This window comes from Blautia sp. NSJ-140 (assembly GCF_022868965.1).
Classification (GTDB): domain Bacteria; phylum Bacillota; class Clostridia; order Lachnospirales; family Lachnospiraceae; genus Blautia_A.
The window spans coordinates 15,951-32,123 of sequence record NZ_JALIFS010000002.1 but is presented as its reverse complement, the minus strand read 5'-3'; the positions used below and the strand labels follow the sequence as shown (position 1 = coordinate 32,123).

The window sequence follows — 16,173 nt, the reverse complement described above, 5'->3', positions numbered from 1 at the left end:
ATCTGTTTTCTTGCTTCTATGACTGTTTTTCTGTTATCTTTACTTTATCTTTCAAAAATAACTTTATATGTTCCCAGCCCCTGTCTGCATGGGATTTTTGCTGCATTTTCTGCTGTAAAGGCTTCTCTGGAATATATTGTTTTTTGTTCTTCCGAGTAGGCTGGAAGGGTTTTACCGATGCTGACACCATGGGCATCATTTTCAGTAAAATTCCAGATAGCCATTTTTATTATCCTGAATCTCTGCATTGATCCTAAGCACCGGACACAGAGAAACAAATCCCTCCGGAATGATGTAATCATTCAAAATATCACTTTTTTCTGCCAGAGCATTATATACCTTTTCTGCACTTACACCCAGTTTTGCTGCTACATTTTCAATACAAAATATCGCAAATTCCAGTTCTCTTGACTTTTCTATATTTTGTTTCATCATTCCCAAGGCCTCCTGTATCAGATATCAGCACCCAAACAACTTCGCAGTTTTCTCCATCCTTTCTGCGATCGGCACGCCGAACGGGCAACGGGTTTCGCATTCCTGGCAGCCGATGCATTCGGAAGCTTTGTGCTCCAGAAGTTCGTAGTGGGATTTTATAGTTGCCGGGACTTCCGGCTGCATGGTGGCAAGATCGTAGAACTTATTGATCATGGCAATATCCAGCTCTGCCGCACATGGCTTGCAGTGTCCGCAGTAAGTGCACTCTCCTTTATAGGAATGGAACGGGGCATTGGCGATCACTGATGCGTAATCTTTTTCTTCCTCCGTTGCTGTTTCATATGCTACGGCATCATTGACCTGCTCTTTTGTGTCATAGCCGCACATGATGGAACAGACTGCAGGTCTTGTAAGTGCGTAATGGATGCACTGTACCGGTGTCAGGCTTGCACCGAAAGGAGAACGTTTTTCATCAAAAAGTCTTCCCCCTGCAAAACCTTTCATAACTGTGATACCCACATCATTTTCTTCGCAGGCTTTGTACAGGCGGGCACGGTCTGCATCGATTCCTTTTAAGCTGCTGTCAAATTCTTCCGCAAACATGGTATCAATATTTTCACTTGCAGGAAGCATATCAAAAGCCGGATTGATACTGAAAAGGATCATTTCCACATATCCGGATTCCGCTGCTTTTTTCGCTACTTTCGGGTTGTGGGAACTCATGCCGATGTGACGGATCACGCCGGTTCTCTTCAGTTCCATCACGTAATCCATATATTCCGAATGCTGGAGATTTTCCCATTCCTCCTCAGAGTCCACATAATGGATCATGCCAAAATCAATATAATCCGTCTGGAGCCTTTTTAAAAGATCCTCAAATGCAGGACGCACATATTCCATCTCTCTGGTACGGTAATACTGCTCGTCCTTCCATGTTGATCCGATATGTCCCTGAATAAACCATTTGTCACGGTTCTCCCTGATTCCCTCACCAATGATATTTCTGGATTTCGGGTCCGGCATCCAGCAGTCCAGGATATTGATCCCCTGTGCAGATGCATAATGGATCAACTCAATACTTTCTTCCTCCGGATGGCGTTCCAGCCACTCTCCTCCAAAACCGATCTCGCTGACCTGAAGCTCTGTTTTTCCTAATCTTCTTGTTTTCATAGCTGTTCTCCCTTCTGATAACCTTCTCCTCTTCGACATCCTCATCATGCCTGTTAGCTATATACTATCATAGTTAACAGGTATTTGCCATTCCTTCTGTTTGGATGTATAAATACACCAGTTTACAACTTTATAAATGGTAGACTTGCTGATGAATCAGCTATTTTAAAGCCTTTGTCATATCATTTGATTTTATATGTACTTCAACATTTTTCACGAAAGTGGCAAAAAATATCTGACTGCGAATGCCTTGACTTAATTCAAAACGAAATTCCTGTACGCTTTTTGTGCGGTGCTTAGAAAAATGTTTGTTCTGGCTGAGGAAAAAAATCTCATCCTTGCTGAGGCCATGACCATCTGGCATATGCCGATCTACAAAAAGCTCTGGGAAACTGTCCGCAGCGGTTCTCTTGGAAAAGTCCAGATGATCACCATGAATTTCGGAAGTTTCAAAGAATACAATATGAACAACCGTTTCTTCAATATGAACCTGGCAGGCGGTGCCATGCTGGATATCGGTGTTTACGCGCTCTCCATTGTCCGGAGCTTTATGGATGAAAAGCCGGATGAGATCTTAAGCCAGTGGAAACCTTCTCCTACCGGTTCTGATGAACAGGCTACCATCCTTCTTAAAAATCATTCCGGCCAGATGGCAACCGTCGCACTTTCCCTGCATTCCAAACAGCCGAAACGTGCCATGATCAGCTGTGAAAAAGGTTATATCGAGATCATGGAATATCCACGTGCAGATAAAGCAGTGATCGTAGATGCAGAGACAGGAGAAAAAACTGAGATTTCCTGCGGTGACACTTCCGATGCACTGCTTTATGAGATGGAGGATATGGAACATGCAGTTCTTACACATGATAACTCCGGTTTATATCTGAATTATACAAAAGATGTTATGGATATCATGACTTATCTCCGTAAAGAGTGGAACATGAAATATCCGGATGAAAACTGGGACTGATCTTCTTCGGTTACTTCTGTTTATTTCTGCCTCTGATACCTGGTCACTGCCAGGATCATGCAGACAAAAACAATGGCAAACATGGCTTCCAGGCCGATGCCTTTCCAGACCGATACAGCTGCCTCCCTCGTGAGGTGGCTGTAACTTCCAAGCGTCTCATTTACGGTTTCATACCAGTACACAGGAAGAAACTGAGACACCTTCAGGACGTTTCTGTCCATAATATTCATGGGAACAAACACGCCACACAGAAAGCACATTCCAAGAGACAGAATATTTGCAATCCCGCTTAACATGTTGCTGTTTTTTACAAAAAGACCGATCAGATAGGACAGTGAAAGTGCCACTGCCATCATTATCAGAGTGTTCAGTACATAGTATCCGAAATTTTCTGAACTGAGAAATGTTTTTCCATACATAAGGATGGCTCCGGCCATACCGATTCCCCATAAGCCCCCGCCCATGATAAACATGGCCAGAAGCCCTTCCAGACTCTGCCGTCTTGCAGAAACCGCAGATGCCTGCATTCTTTTTGGTATATCGTCTTTTTTGAAAGCCATCAACACGTAGCCCATCACATAGCAGAGTAATGCAAGAAACAGATATGGAATATATCGGAAATAATAGAGCCATCCGGACGTACCACTGTTTTCATCTGTATCCAGCATGGTAACTTCTCCTCTTTTTTCATCCAGGATTGCTGTTGCCGCTTCCTTCTGGGAAAAACCGGCTTTCAGATATGTCCGCATTGTATTCAGGCAGCTCTCCAGTTGCTGATCCACATAATATGCCGAGTAAGATCCGGGCACCTTTGTCACAGAAATGCTCTCTCCGTTTACCATACAGTTCTCATAAAAATCCTCAGGGATCACCACGATGTACTCTACATTTCTGTAAAAAAGCTCTTCCTGAAGCTTCTCCCTGTTATCCTCCAGCATGGTCACGTGATGCGTACCTTCAAGCCATTTTACCAGTCCTTCTGCAAGTGGTCCGTTGTCTTTATCCACCACTCCGATCTTTATTTTTTCGCTTTCATAGCTGGTATAAGTTTCCTTACCGGCCGCTGCCTGAAGTGCCATTGTCACTCCGAAAAAAATGCCCAGATACAGGAGGATCAGACCTGTATTTTTTTTCATGATCCTCATATAGCCTTTAAATACTGTCATAACGTTCCCTCCTGACCATGAAAAAGGATGCCAGCGCCAGCACCACACACATTACCGCCAGTGTGATCAGATTTCTATAATATCTGATCATATCATCATACACATTAATACAGTAAAACGCATCTGAGATCAGTGATGCAGGATTGATCCGGTTCACAATCGGAACACTTTTTTCCACGATATCCTTCATATTTCCGTTCATCAATCCTGCAAGGAAACTGCTTACCATGAAAATTCCCAGTATGATCCCGATTTTGGCACCTTCCTGCATTTTTCCGAAGCTGCCTATAAACATTCCCATAGATACACCGATGAGACTTCCGAAAAAAGATATCACCAGCATTTTTCCCATCTGTCCCTGAAAATCCAGATTAAGAATATACCGGAGATACAGGATCAAAATGATCACGTCCATATAGCCCAGAGCAAAAGATGTCAGCTGGTCTGTAAGGATCAGCTTCAGCTTGTGGGTCGGCGTTACACACCGTCTGGCTGCCAGAGGTGTGATATTGGCCTGGATCCCGATCGCAGAGCCAAAGCCAATGAAACCTCCGTACAAGCAGGCCATAGCGATCAGTGCGTAAAAGAACTGCATATTTCCGTCAATGGTCCGACCACCAAGAGAGACCTCCTTTACCAGACTGTCAGTGCTTAACAGGTTTGTTATGGTTTCTATGTCCATCTCCGGATTTTTTTTCATGATGTTGGTGATGGTCGTTCTGGTGTTTTCACAGCTGTCGAGAACAGTCTGGAGGATGCTTTCTTCCATTCCGGTTCCTGCTACTGTAAGGGAAGGCTCTTTTCCCACGTAATAAATTCCTTTTATTTTTTTATCCTGTAATGCTTCCAAAGCTTCTTTTTCCGGCATTTCTTCTGCCTTTAAAAGATCCGGACTGCTTTTTTCCACTTCATCCAGATAGGTCATAAAAAACGTATCTGCCGAAGCTTTCTTCACCACTGCCACAGGAACCGTCTGAAAATCTGCTTCATTGATATTTCCGAATGCAAAGTAGAAAAAGGTTCCAAGCACAAGCGGAAAGATCAGCGGCCAGAATACAATGTTAAAATTCCGGATTTTGGAAAGAAAACTGTATTTCAGTAAATGCAACATCTCCCATCCCTCCTAATCTCTCAGCTGTTTTCCGGTGATCTCCAGAAAAACATCATTTAATGTGGGCAGCTCGGAAAAGACTCTTCCAAAAGAAATATCCTGACTTTGCAGATAATTAAGAAGACGGATCAGGTTATGCTTCGCATCGGTACAGCGCACGACCAGCACCTCTTTTTCATACTGCACATCAAACACATGCTCCAGTGTGCGGATATCCCGGAGATTTTTTTCTTCCAGAGCAATGGCTTCTACGGTGATGGTCTCTCCTGTTTTGATCATCTGCTTCAATTCTTCTTTTGTTCCCTGAGCGATGACTCTTCCGTGATCCATGATGGCGATCCTAGTACAGATCTGCTCCACTTCTTCCATGTAATGAGATGTGTAGATAATGGTGGAGCCTTGGTGGTTCAGCGTCTGGATTCCTTCCAGGATCTTGTTTCTGCTCTGTGGGTCTACAGCTACCGTCGGCTCATCCATGATGATCAGTCTTGGCTTGTGGGCAATCCCGCAGGCAATGTTCAATCTGCGCAAAAGGCCTCCGGAAAGCTTCTTCGGGTACATTTTGCAGAAATCTTCAAGACCTGTAAATTCAATGGCATCCTCCACCAGCTCTTTTCTCCGTTTCCTGTCTCGTATGTAAAGGCCGCAGAAGTAATCTATATTTTCCTGCACTGTCAGCTCATCAAAAACGGCTACATTCTGAAGAACGATCCCGATCTGTTCCTTGAGCTTATAGCTGTCCGGCTTCATCTCTTCTCCGAATATTTTTATTTGACCTCTGTCATATTTCAGAAGTGACAAAATGCAGTTGATGGCCGTTGTCTTTCCCGAGCCGTTAGGACCAAGTAATCCGAATATCTCACCCTCCCGGATATCCAGTTCCAGATGATTCAGTGCGGTAAGATCACCGTATCGTTTTACAAGATTTTCTATGTGGACCATACTCTGTGGCATATGTTTTCCTCCCCTTTTCCTGTCCGTTAAACAGGTCTTTCCTTTTTTACTGCAGAAATTCATATTTCTTCTATGATCTATTATATCTTTTTCTTCTGTCTGCTCCAAGTGTTGGATGTCATTATCTGCGAATGACAAATGTCATGTCTTTCGCAAGAGCTCAGATTTTTCTTTGCAGGGAATGAACCGGTATATTATAATATAGACACATTGATTTCAGAAATTTGTGCGGCGAAAGGGGTTCTCCCGGAACAAGATGCGATAATTTTAGCCGGTTATCTGCATGACTTTCGGAAAATGCTGTAATTCTGTAGTAGAAAGGGTATATTTTTTATGCGTTATTTTACAGATTCCATCCTATTGTTTTTATACAGTACTTTGACGTTTTTTTATGTGCCTGCAGATCAGTCTCTTGTGTTTGCCCTCCTTTTTGCGGTGATCCTTTGCTGCATTACTTATCTGTGTAGGACATGTAAAACATCCTGTTCACGCAATTCTTTGCCAGTGTTAAAGCGCTCCGGAAATATCATTCCGGTTCTTGCCGGAAGTTTTGTGATCTTTGGATTATGTTCCCTGTGGTTTTCGGATCTTCTTCTGTTTTTCCCGCTGCTTCTGTATCAGACTTTATCTGCCGAACTTTTTCCTCTAGCAGTGGCTGAGCTTCCACTTTGGGGATTTCTGGTTTTTCAGATCAACAGATTTCCGGCAGTTCTTTGTCTGCTTGGGATTTTTGGATTCATTCTCTCATTTTTTCTCTGGCTCTATGCAGAAAAATATCAGACTCTTTACCAGGATTTCCATCAGATCCGGGATGACAGTGAGGAACATGCGCTTCTTCTTTCTGAAAAAAACAAGGCACTTCTGGAAAAACAGGATTACGAGATCTATGCAGCTACATTGCGTGAGCGTAACAGAATTGCCAGAGAGATCCATGATAATGTGGGACATGTACTATCCCGCTCTATCCTTATGACTGCTGCCTGCAAAACCATCAACAAAAATGATGCTCTTGATCCTCTGCTCGGAAATCTGGAAGAATCTCTGAATGGTGCCATGAACAGCATCCGTTCCAGTGTCCATGATCTTCATGACGATGCGGTAGATCTGGAAGATGCCATAAAAGGACTTGTAAAGGATTTCACCTTCTGCCCGGTGAAGCTTACTTATGATATGTCCAGGCAGATTCCAAGAGAGGTGAAATACAGTCTGATCAGTATTACAAAGGAAGGGCTTTCCAATGTGATGCGGCATAGTAATGCAGATTCCGTAAATATTCTTCTGCGGGAGCATCCTGCACTTTATCAGTTGTGCATTGAGGATAATGGGACACCGGGAAATGGAATTCCGGATATTCAAACTGAAGCAGACATCAATAAGGAAAAAAATACTTCCGGTGGTATGGGGCTATCCAATATCCGGGGCCGTGCAAAAGCGCTGGGCGGTACAGTCCAGATTACTCAGGAGAATGGTTTTCGGATCTTTGTGACGATCCCGAAATCTGTTTCTAATTGAAGCAGACAGATATTTCTCACTCTGCCGGAAATCTTCCCTGTTTGATCAAAGTACTTTCCCGGCATATTGGATTCGTCTGTTTTTTCTGATCTGTAATTTAATTTTTTATAACTCATAAACAGGAGATTTTGACATGAAAATTATAATCGTAGACGATGATTGCCTGGTTGCAGGTGCATTAAAAACCATTCTTGAGTCAAACCCGGATATCGAAGTGACTGCCACCGGTTCTGATGGTGAAGAAGCCTGTACTCTGTACAGAGAATATCTTCCGGATATTCTTCTGATAGATATCCGTATGAAAGGAATGGACGGACTGGAAGCTTCCAGAAAGATACTGGATGAATTTCTGGAGGCTAAAATTCTTCTTCTGACTACTTTTTCCGATGATGAATATATTGTAAAAGCCCTCCGCCTTGGCACAAAGGGTTATCTTCTGAAGCAGGATTATGCCAGCATTTTTCCAGCTTTGCAGGCAGTCTATTCCGGACAGACTGTATTCGGCACGGAGATCATGTCCAAGATCCCGGAGCTTCTGCAGTCTTCCGGTGGATTTGATTATACTTCCCGGGAGATCAATGAACGGGAACTGGATATTATCCGGCTGATTGCCAACGGATACAGCAATAAGGAGATTGCCGCAGAACTGTTTCTCAGTGAGGGAACTGTACGAAATTATCTCAGTTCCATTCTGGATAAACTGCAGCTGAGGGATCGGACACAGGTTGCTGTGTTTTATTATCAGCATAAATAAAATCCGATTACATCCACCGCCGCACCTGCAACTGTCCTATATTACAGAATATAGATGTCTTTTCAATGTTTTACTATAATTTATAATCGGAGGATTTCTCACAATGAACCGCTATCTTACTATCCATATCCCGGAAGCAGCTGTTCCAATGCCTATCTCCCGCTTTCTTCGCACTCAGGCTGGTCTTACAAAAAAGCAGATCAGCCAGGCAAAGTTCCGTCCCGGTGGTATCCGGAAAAACGGGCAGCAGTGCCGGGTAACGGAAACAGCTTATCCCGGGGATCAGATCACAGTATGCCTGGAAACGGACGATGTGGATTCTGCCCAGCTGGAATCTGCGACTTTCACTGTCAATTCAGACCGTCACAAATCCTGTTTCCATCATTCTACAAGCTTAACCCTTTGTTCATATTCTAATTCTGATTCCTGCTGTTTATCAGCTTCAACTTCTCATTTTTTTCCTGAACTGGAAATCCTCTACGAAGACCAGGATATTCTTGCCATAAACAAACCGGCTGGAATAGTCACTCACCCTTCCGGTTCTCACTACAGTGACAGTCTCTCCAACCAGGTGGCTTCCTATTTCCGGTCTAAGGAAGAGCCTACCAAAGTCCGGTCTATCGGACGATTGGATAAAGAAACTTCCGGTATCCTGCTTTTTGCCAAGAACCAGACTGCTGCCGCCAGATTACAAAATCAGCGTGCGGAGGGGCTTTCAGAGAAAACCTATCTGGCTGCAGTTTCCGGTTTCATGCCTGTGGATGAATATGGATCTTTTCACAGGATCTCAATTCCCCTTGCACCTGACCCGGATAACCGTCTGAAAATGGTCGTATCCACAGATGGCACGCTTCCCGGAAGCAAACATGCAGAAACCCTTTATTCTGTCCTGAAATCTACCGGCCCTGACGCAGCAGCTCCGGCTTCCCTTGTAATGCTCCGTCTGAAAACCGGCCGTACCCATCAGATCCGTGTGCACATGGCATCTCTCGGGCATCCTCTTCTGGGTGATTCTCTGTACTGTTTATCGGACATGTCGAACCATTTTTCCCGAGCTGCACTCCACGCGTGGAAGCTTAAATTTCAACTTCCATTTCCAATTGATGAAATTGCTTCCGACACCCCGTCTTCCATGTATCATGACAAAAATGCAAAAAAAGAAATCTCCCTGGAAGCACCCCTCCCGGAAGATTTCAAAAAATTCTATGAAACGATATTCTGAAGCCATACGCCTTTTTTTACAAGGATAAATCCAATGACACATTTCATCATATCCGCAGCCTGGACCATTGCATAGATCACAAGTACAGGCAAACCTGTAAAACGGCTTAAGGTAAATGCGATCGTCACACTTACCACCCAGATAAACACACTGTCAAACAGAAATGTAACAATGGTCTTTCCGCCGGAACGCAAGGTAAAATACGTTGCATGCAGGAATGCATTCTGCGGCATGAAAAATGCTGTGATCATAATAAAATATTTCGCCAGAGTACGTGCCTCAGCATTGGTATTGTAAAGCCTTGGAAACAGTGGTGCCATCACAAACATCACGGCTGCCACGCAGGTACAGCAGAACACAGAGAATGCGATCATCTTGTTGTCCGTATCTCTGGCTTCCTTCATCTTACCTGCCCCCAGAAGCTGTCCTACAACAATGGCTACCGAATCTCCAAGTGCGATAAATACGATATTAAATACATTGTTGATGGTATTGGAAATATTTAATCCCGCAACCACGTTCAGTCCACGGACTGAATAGCACTGTGTCAGCATGGCCACTCCGGCTGCCCATAAGGTCTCATTCAGAAGCAGCGGGGTTCCCTTAATAAGTATCTTCTTTGTCAGGTTCGCCGGAACCTTTAATGTTGAATACAGCCCCTGTGCAAAAATATTCTTTTCTGTATGCTTATGTGTCCAGCTCAGGACAATGCAGGCTTCCACATATCTGGAGAGCACTGTGGCAACAGCCGCACCTCTTACTCCCATTTCCGGGAAGCCGAATTTTCCATAGATCAGAAGATAATTAAATATCAGATTGATCAGCACTGCCACGATCCCGGCCTTCATTGGAAGTACAGTCTCACCGCATTCACGTAAGGTACTTGCATAGACTTGCACCATCATAAATGGCGGAAGTCCCAGAAGCATGATCCATAAATACTGTTTCCCATAAATAAGAGTATCCCTGATTTCCTGTGCGGTTCCGTCACCTTTTAAATACATGCTGATCAGTGACCCCCCTGCTGTCAGAAACAGTATAATGGTGATCGCTGTCAGAATCACTGCCATCCACAGTTTATAACGAAGTGTCTGGCGGACACCCTCATGATCCTTCTGTCCGAAATACTGTGCTGTAAAAATTCCCGCTCCGGACACCCCGCCGAAAATGCATAGATTATATACAAAGATCAGCTGATTGACGATCGCCGCTCCGGACATCTGTTCTGTGCCGATACGACCGATCATAATATTGTCCAGAAGACTGACAAAATTTGTGATTCCGTTCTGTACCATGATCGGTACCGCAATAGACAGGACCATCAGATAAAATCTCTTATCTCCTACGAACTTTCGGAAAAAAGAAGATTTCTCTTTTACCTTCTCCATAAATTCTTCCTCCTTGTTTTTCGTTTTCCTTCATCCAAAATTCTCCACAAAAAGAAGACTGCCCACCCGAAACAGTCTTCCCTTTCGTAAGCGTTGTAGCTACTACCTTACTACAAACTTCTTTTATTTTCAATAGTCTTTATAACGATAAATCCCCGTTTTTTTGTATCTTTTTACTCCACCATATGACTCTCATCTGCAATATATTCGAAGAAGTCAAAGTCCGCACATTTTTTGTGGAGAATGCGGTCTGCACAGGTGATTCCAACCATGGTTCCTGTAAATTCTCCGTACTTACAGTACTCATCAGAAAATCTTGTGGTGTCAAAGATACGTCCGATCTTTTCATAAGTTTCTCCGTCATAGCTCCACTCAAACCAGGATTTTCTTCCCTCTATATAAAGTCTCAGATAAACTGGTTTATCTTCTACCGGAATTCTGGTGTTCAGAAACTCTGTTTTTTCTCCGTTTTCCAGATGGATGATGGACAACGCACTCTGTCCCAGGGTTTCACTGTAATATTTACGAAGATTAATGTAATTCATGTTGTCGTAATACAGGATCAGACCTGCGCTGTGCTGATGTACTTCCGGTGTGAATTCCATCTTTGTGGTGATCCGCGCATATACACTTGTAAGCTTTCTGGCCAGGATACTTACTTTGTTGAGAGATGTTCTGGATTCCTGTCCACGAAGACGCACATAGCCTTTTCTTGCTTTCATATCTGCAAAACGCTGAGGCATAATCCTTGGAGAATAATAAAAGTTTCCAAGTTCATCCCCATCAAAATCATCAAAATCCGGAGTTTTTTCCACCAGATATTCCGGAAGAGATGTTTCCGGCACCTCAATCTTCGCCAGATTGCTTCCATCTGCCATGCGAAGCCAGTTATCCTCAGTCCACATCATTTTCTGAATTGCAGTTTCTCTTCCAAGTGTACAGCGGAGCTCCGGTACAAACGGTCTTGCACAGAGATGTACCAGATACACTTCTCCGGTAGGAAGCTCCACATAGCTTCCGTGTCCGGATTTCTGAAGAACAGAGTCCGGGTTATAGTACTTTGGTTTCAGATGATCCGGATCCTGGCGCTCATAGGATTCTCCCGGAACGCTGGTAACAATCGGGTTCTTTGGATCTTTTTCATATGGTCCCCATACATTTTTGGACCGTCCCATTGTCACGCAGTGATTATAACCTGTACCGCCTTCTGCACACATAATGTAATAATATTCCCCACGTTTTGTAAGATGCGGTGCCTCAATGCATCCCCGGTCTGTACCACCTCGCCAGATTCTCTTCGGATAACCGATGATCTCTTTTTTCTCAGGAGAATATTCTACCATACAGATAGCGCCTGGCTTCTCATAGCCTTCTCTTGTCTCCCACTCCAGAGATACCACATATTTTTTTCCGTTGGTATCGTGGAAAAGGGACGCATCAAAGCCGGAGGAATGAAGGTAAACAGGCTCACTCCACGGTCCGCGGATATCTTTTGCGCAGATCAGGAAATTGTCCACGTCAAAATATCTGGCGTTCATGGAATTCATTACTCCGTAAACAACATAGAACATATCCTCTTCCTCACAGTAGGTCAGGCACGGAGCCCAGATTCCCTTTGCGCTTGGAAGTTTCCTGAGATCTACTTTTTCGTCATCTGTAATAACATGTGTATACAGTTCCCAGTTTTTCAGATCTTTTGAATGATAAACCGGAATTCCCGGAAACCATTCAAAAGTAGAAACTGCCATATAGTAATCATCACCTTTCCGGCAGATGCACGGATCCGGATTGAAACCCGGAAGTATTGGATTTATAATCATATTATTTTTCTCCTTTTCCGGCCGGAAACCAGCCAAAATCAACGCACCGTCCCAGATCCCAGCTGTCCCAGCCGATCCAGCCCGGAGTATTCACGGTATCTGTAAGCAGTTTATAGCTCCAGTAAAAATATCCGCTGCATTTATCCCAAAGCTCCAGCTGTGCCTTCGCCAAAGTCGCATAGATTTCTTTTTTCTCTTCTGTGGAAAGACTTTCCCGTTCGCTTCCTTCCACTCCGTTGAGCACACTCTGTCCGCCTTTTGTATCACAGCCGCATGCAAGGGAATTGAAGAGACACCATTCACCGCAGATCACCGGGAAATATTTTTCCATCTCCGTAATCTGTGGTTCCAGCTCCTCACGCACATATTTCAGATATCCCTCGATCGTCTGACTGCAGCCTCTTGCCTCTGCCACCATCAGATACTGATGAGTATCCAGAATCACATTGGAATATTTTTCTTCCTGCATAAAGTCCTTCCACGCCATCAGCTCAAAGCCGTCGTGGAGCACAACGTATTTTTCCTTTGGCATGTAAGTACTGATCCGATCGTATGCTTCCAGATAAAATTTTCTTAAGAATTCCATGGTGATCGGGGCTGAGCCTTTTGCCAGCTCCGGATCTGCCGGTGCATAACGGTTCTGCACATCCATAGTCTCCCACATATTCTCAGTTACAGGTTCATTCAACGGCTGTATGCCAAACAGACCTTTTCTATGACCGTATCGTTTTGCCAGACGTTCCAGAACTCCAAGAACAAATTCTACCTCATCCGGATTCTGTGCCCATTTACACACGCCGCTGATTCCACCGTTATCAAAACCATTCTGGCTTAACGGTACAGTGTGAAGATCGATCAGAATGGTAAGTCCGTACTTTTCCGCCCAGTTAAATGCTTTATCCAGTTCTTCAATGCAGCCGATAAATGGCTTTCTGTCCCCAAATATAAAATATGGTACCGGAATACGGACAGAATCCATTCCCATTCTTTTTATGGTTACAAAATCTCTTTCTGTGATGTACTCCGAACGATGGATTTTTATCCTTGCTTCATATACCTCCGGTGAAAGCTGCGTTGGAAGATAATACTCATCTTCCGCTGTTGTTCCCTCAAACAGGGCCGGGTTCATCCATTTCTCCAGAACCAGCCAATTTCCAAGATTTACGCCTTTTATATTCATATCCGGTACTCTCCTTTTACTTCTGTGTACGCTTTTTCAGATCTTCGATGATTCCGGCAAATTCCTTGTCCAGATGATAAAATTTCATGATCACAAGTCCGCATACATAAACTGCGATCGGAATCCATACAAAGCAGATCTTAATAGAAGTCAGTGCAGATTCTGTCTGTACAGCTGCAGTTCCCACATAGCCGCCGATTTCCAGAATCAGTCCGAGAAGTGCAGATCCTATTCCATTTCCGATCTTATATCCAAAGCTGCAGGCACTGTTTACAAGGCCCTCTGTACGGCAGCCTGTTTTCCACTCACCATAATCGATCGTGTCGGAAACCATTGCCCACATAGTTGCACCGCCACAGGCATTACCAACACCACGGATCACACTGGAAATCACAATGATTGCCATGGAACCACCGGAAAAATTCAGTACCAGCATTCCAATGATATCCAGGATAAGACCAATAGAAAATACATTTCTCTTTCCAAGTTTCTTAACCATCATGGCAATAAAGAACATTCCGCAGATCTGTACAATATTAAAAATACCGTTGATCGTACCTACCAGATTTTTGTCGCCGAGAATATCTTTTGCATAATATACAGTCGCACCACCGTTAACAGAATACATAAGGAAGAAAAGGGCAAGCATACCTGTCATCATGATCCAGTATTTGTTTTTGAAAAGTGCTTTGATACCTGTTACAAAAGGCACATCCTCTGCCTTTGTCTCTCCGCTGTTCTCAGATGCACGTACACGTTCCTTTGTTCCAAAGAAAGTAAATAAAAATGCTACGATTGCCACAAAGCCAAATACTATAAATGTTTTAGTCCATGCTGCTGCATTGTTTCCGAAGTGCTCCACCAGCGGAAGTGTAAATGTATTGATCGTAAGTGTTCCGGCTGTTGCCAGAAGATTTCGGAAAATACTTAAAACAGAACGCTCATACGGATCCTGTGTCATCAGTGCGTTCAGTGCAGAATACGGTACATTGATCGCTGTATAAATCACTGTAGATACCAGATTATATGTGATAAATACATACACCAGCTTCGGTGTTGATGCCCAGGAAGCCGGAACGGAAAACAGAAGGATTCCGGATATTGCAAACGGAATACACATACGAAGAATCCATGGCCTTGCTTTTCCATACTTGGATTTTGTACGGTCAACGATCACACCCATGATAATATCACTGATTCCATCAAAAATACGCGAAACCATCATAATGGTTCCCACTGCTATCGCACTGACATTGGCATAGTCCGTATAATAGAACAGCAGAAACGCTGACATTGCTGTATAAATAATGTTACATCCGAAATCACCACAACCATAAGAAAAACGTTCCACAATTTTTCCAAAGGTCAATTTACTCTTTTGATTCATATTTTTTTACTTCTCCCTTTGTTTTATTTCGCATTTCCATGACCATGAAGCTTTGTTTTATGGTATTATACTATCATAACGATTCTGTATCTATTAGGTCAAAAAAGCTCCAATATATAGGTCAATATTCTCTTTTTGCAGGAGGGTTTTATGGATAAAAAAGAAATTTCCTATGAGATCATAGATTATTCGGGTGTCACCAACGTTAAATTTTACACTTCTACAGACAACGGAAGCTACATTCCGTCGCACTGGCACAGGGCTGTTGAGATCCTTTATATGCAGGAAGGCGCTCTTGATGTCACCATAGAAAATACCAGCTTTACCATCCACCCGGGAGACTGCATCCTGATCAATGCCAATGTAATTCATTCCACCAAATGCACAGTTCCAAATAAAGCGATCGTTCTCCAGGTTCCTGTGGATTTCATGGAAAAATATATTCCGAATGTTCAGCAGTTTATGTTTATCTGGGATCATCATACAAAAGATCCCGTAAAAAGAACAAAACTGGAAATGCTGAAAACGACTCTGGAGCAGCTTCAGATCATTGACGATATCCGGCCAGATGGTTTTATCCTGCGTTTTAACAGTCTGATCTTTGAGCTTCTTTTTCAGCTGTATCACAATTTCCGCGTCCGGATCTTTCACAGTGATCTAAGCCAGCAGAAAAAAGATCTTGACCGGCTGAACTTTGTTCTGAATTACATTGCCGAAAATTATCAGCGTCCCATATCTCTGGACGAGATTGCCGGTGTCGCTTACCTGCAGACCGGCTATTTCTGCAGATTTTTCAAGAAAAAAATGGGAGTTACTTTTCTGGAATATCAGAACGAATACCGGCTTTCTTTTATTTACAAGGATCTTATAAACACCAAAGACCCTGTTCACATAATACTGGAACGGCATGGTTTCACCAACTACAAGCTGTTTCGACGAATGTTTCAGGAACATTTCGGATGTACGCCTACCAAGGTACGGAAAAACACTCAGAACGCCAAGGACTGACAAACCAGCGTTCTTATTTTCGTTTAACAAAAAATTTTCCGGAAGCGTATCTCACAGACTCCCTGAAGATTTTTTGTCTTAATATTCTAAATTTCT

At 43.4% G+C, this 16,173-nt stretch carries 15 protein-coding genes; 5 read left to right on the top strand and 10 right to left on the bottom strand.

Annotation, left to right across the window (positions count from 1 at the left end):
* Positions 1-44: 44 nt before the first annotated feature.
* Genes MUB50_RS02565 through MUB50_RS02555 form a run of 3 tightly spaced genes read right to left on the bottom strand, consistent with a single transcriptional unit; the run spans position 45 to position 1,605 of the window.
* Entirely contained in the window at positions 45-224 is a 180-nt protein-coding gene (locus MUB50_RS02565) for a hypothetical protein (protein WP_118514761.1), read from the bottom strand.
* Entirely contained in the window at positions 202-435 is a 234-nt protein-coding gene (locus MUB50_RS02560) for a DUF3791 domain-containing protein (RefSeq protein WP_118624332.1), read from the bottom strand. Before MUB50_RS02560 ends, MUB50_RS02565 begins: the two co-directional genes overlap by 23 nt.
* 24 nt (positions 436-459) lie before the next feature.
* The gene (locus MUB50_RS02555; RefSeq protein ID WP_118624330.1) at positions 460-1,605 is read right to left on the bottom strand and encodes an aldo/keto reductase; all 1,146 of its coding nucleotides are present in this window, start codon (positions 1,603-1,605) and stop codon (positions 460-462) included.
* Between the two features lie 304 nt (positions 1,606-1,909).
* Here MUB50_RS02555 and MUB50_RS02550 point away from each other — a divergent pair, with 304 nt between their 5' ends.
* Entirely contained in the window at positions 1,910-2,575 is a 666-nt protein-coding gene (locus MUB50_RS02550) for a Gfo/Idh/MocA family protein (protein WP_330637411.1), read from the top strand.
* A gap of 20 nt (positions 2,576-2,595) precedes the next feature.
* Here MUB50_RS02550 and MUB50_RS02545 read toward each other — a convergent pair whose 3' ends face one another.
* The 3 genes from MUB50_RS02545 to MUB50_RS02535 are packed head-to-tail and all read right to left on the bottom strand — an operon-like array spanning position 2,596 to position 5,794.
* Positions 2,596-3,741 carry an ABC transporter permease gene (locus tag MUB50_RS02545; protein WP_244789999.1) on the bottom strand — a complete coding sequence of 382 codons (1,146 nt, stop codon included), beginning with the start codon at positions 3,739-3,741 and terminating at the stop codon, positions 2,596-2,598.
* Positions 3,728-4,852 (bottom strand): ABC transporter permease, encoded by a 1,125-nt coding sequence (locus MUB50_RS02540; RefSeq protein WP_244789998.1) that lies wholly within the window; start codon positions 4,850-4,852, stop codon positions 3,728-3,730. The genes MUB50_RS02545 and MUB50_RS02540 overlap by 14 nt, the downstream gene beginning before the upstream one ends.
* 12 nt (positions 4,853-4,864) lie before the next feature.
* Positions 4,865-5,794 (bottom strand): ABC transporter ATP-binding protein, encoded by a 930-nt coding sequence (locus tag MUB50_RS02535; RefSeq protein WP_138277725.1) that lies wholly within the window; start codon positions 5,792-5,794, stop codon positions 4,865-4,867.
* A 516-nt stretch (positions 5,795-6,310) separates the two neighbouring features.
* On the opposite strand from MUB50_RS02535, the gene MUB50_RS02530 reads away from it, so the two are divergent.
* The 3 genes from MUB50_RS02530 (at position 6,311) to MUB50_RS02520 (ending at position 9,294) form a co-directional block, all read left to right on the top strand.
* Positions 6,311-7,318: a sensor histidine kinase gene (locus MUB50_RS02530; protein WP_244789995.1), complete on the top strand. Its 1,008-nt coding sequence runs from the start codon at positions 6,311-6,313 to the stop codon at positions 7,316-7,318.
* A 133-nt stretch (positions 7,319-7,451) separates the two neighbouring features.
* A complete protein-coding gene (locus tag MUB50_RS02525; RefSeq protein WP_244789993.1) occupies positions 7,452-8,072 on the top strand; it encodes a response regulator in 621 nt (206 codons plus the stop codon).
* 103 nt (positions 8,073-8,175) lie between these two features.
* Positions 8,176-9,294, top strand: coding sequence for an RluA family pseudouridine synthase (locus tag MUB50_RS02520; protein ID WP_118514775.1), 1,119 nt, complete (start codon positions 8,176-8,178; stop codon positions 9,292-9,294).
* Here MUB50_RS02520 and MUB50_RS02515 read toward each other — a convergent pair.
* The 4 genes from MUB50_RS02515 to MUB50_RS02500 form a co-directional block, all read right to left on the bottom strand.
* Complete coding sequence (locus tag MUB50_RS02515) at positions 9,276-10,682, bottom strand: MATE family efflux transporter (protein WP_118514777.1); 1,407 nt, start codon at positions 10,680-10,682, stop codon at positions 9,276-9,278. The two genes, MUB50_RS02520 and MUB50_RS02515, sit on opposite strands and share 19 nt — an antisense overlap.
* Positions 10,683-10,855: 173 nt before the next feature.
* The gene (locus MUB50_RS02510; protein WP_244789991.1) at positions 10,856-12,502 is read right to left on the bottom strand and encodes a glycoside hydrolase family 43 protein; all 1,647 of its coding nucleotides are present in this window, start codon (positions 12,500-12,502) and stop codon (positions 10,856-10,858) included.
* 1 nt (position 12,503) lies between these two features.
* A complete protein-coding gene (locus MUB50_RS02505; protein WP_244789989.1) occupies positions 12,504-13,682 on the bottom strand; it encodes a glycoside hydrolase family 5 protein in 1,179 nt (392 codons plus the stop codon).
* 16 nt (positions 13,683-13,698) lie between these two features.
* A complete protein-coding gene (locus MUB50_RS02500; protein ID WP_138277233.1) occupies positions 13,699-15,069 on the bottom strand; it encodes an MFS transporter in 1,371 nt (456 codons plus the stop codon).
* A gap of 150 nt (positions 15,070-15,219) precedes the next feature.
* Between MUB50_RS02500 and MUB50_RS02495 the strand changes: the two genes are divergently transcribed.
* Positions 15,220-16,077, top strand: a complete 858-nt coding sequence (locus tag MUB50_RS02495) for an AraC family transcriptional regulator (RefSeq protein ID WP_173754399.1) — start codon at positions 15,220-15,222, stop codon at positions 16,075-16,077.
* The last annotated feature ends 96 nt before the right edge of the window (positions 16,078-16,173 follow it).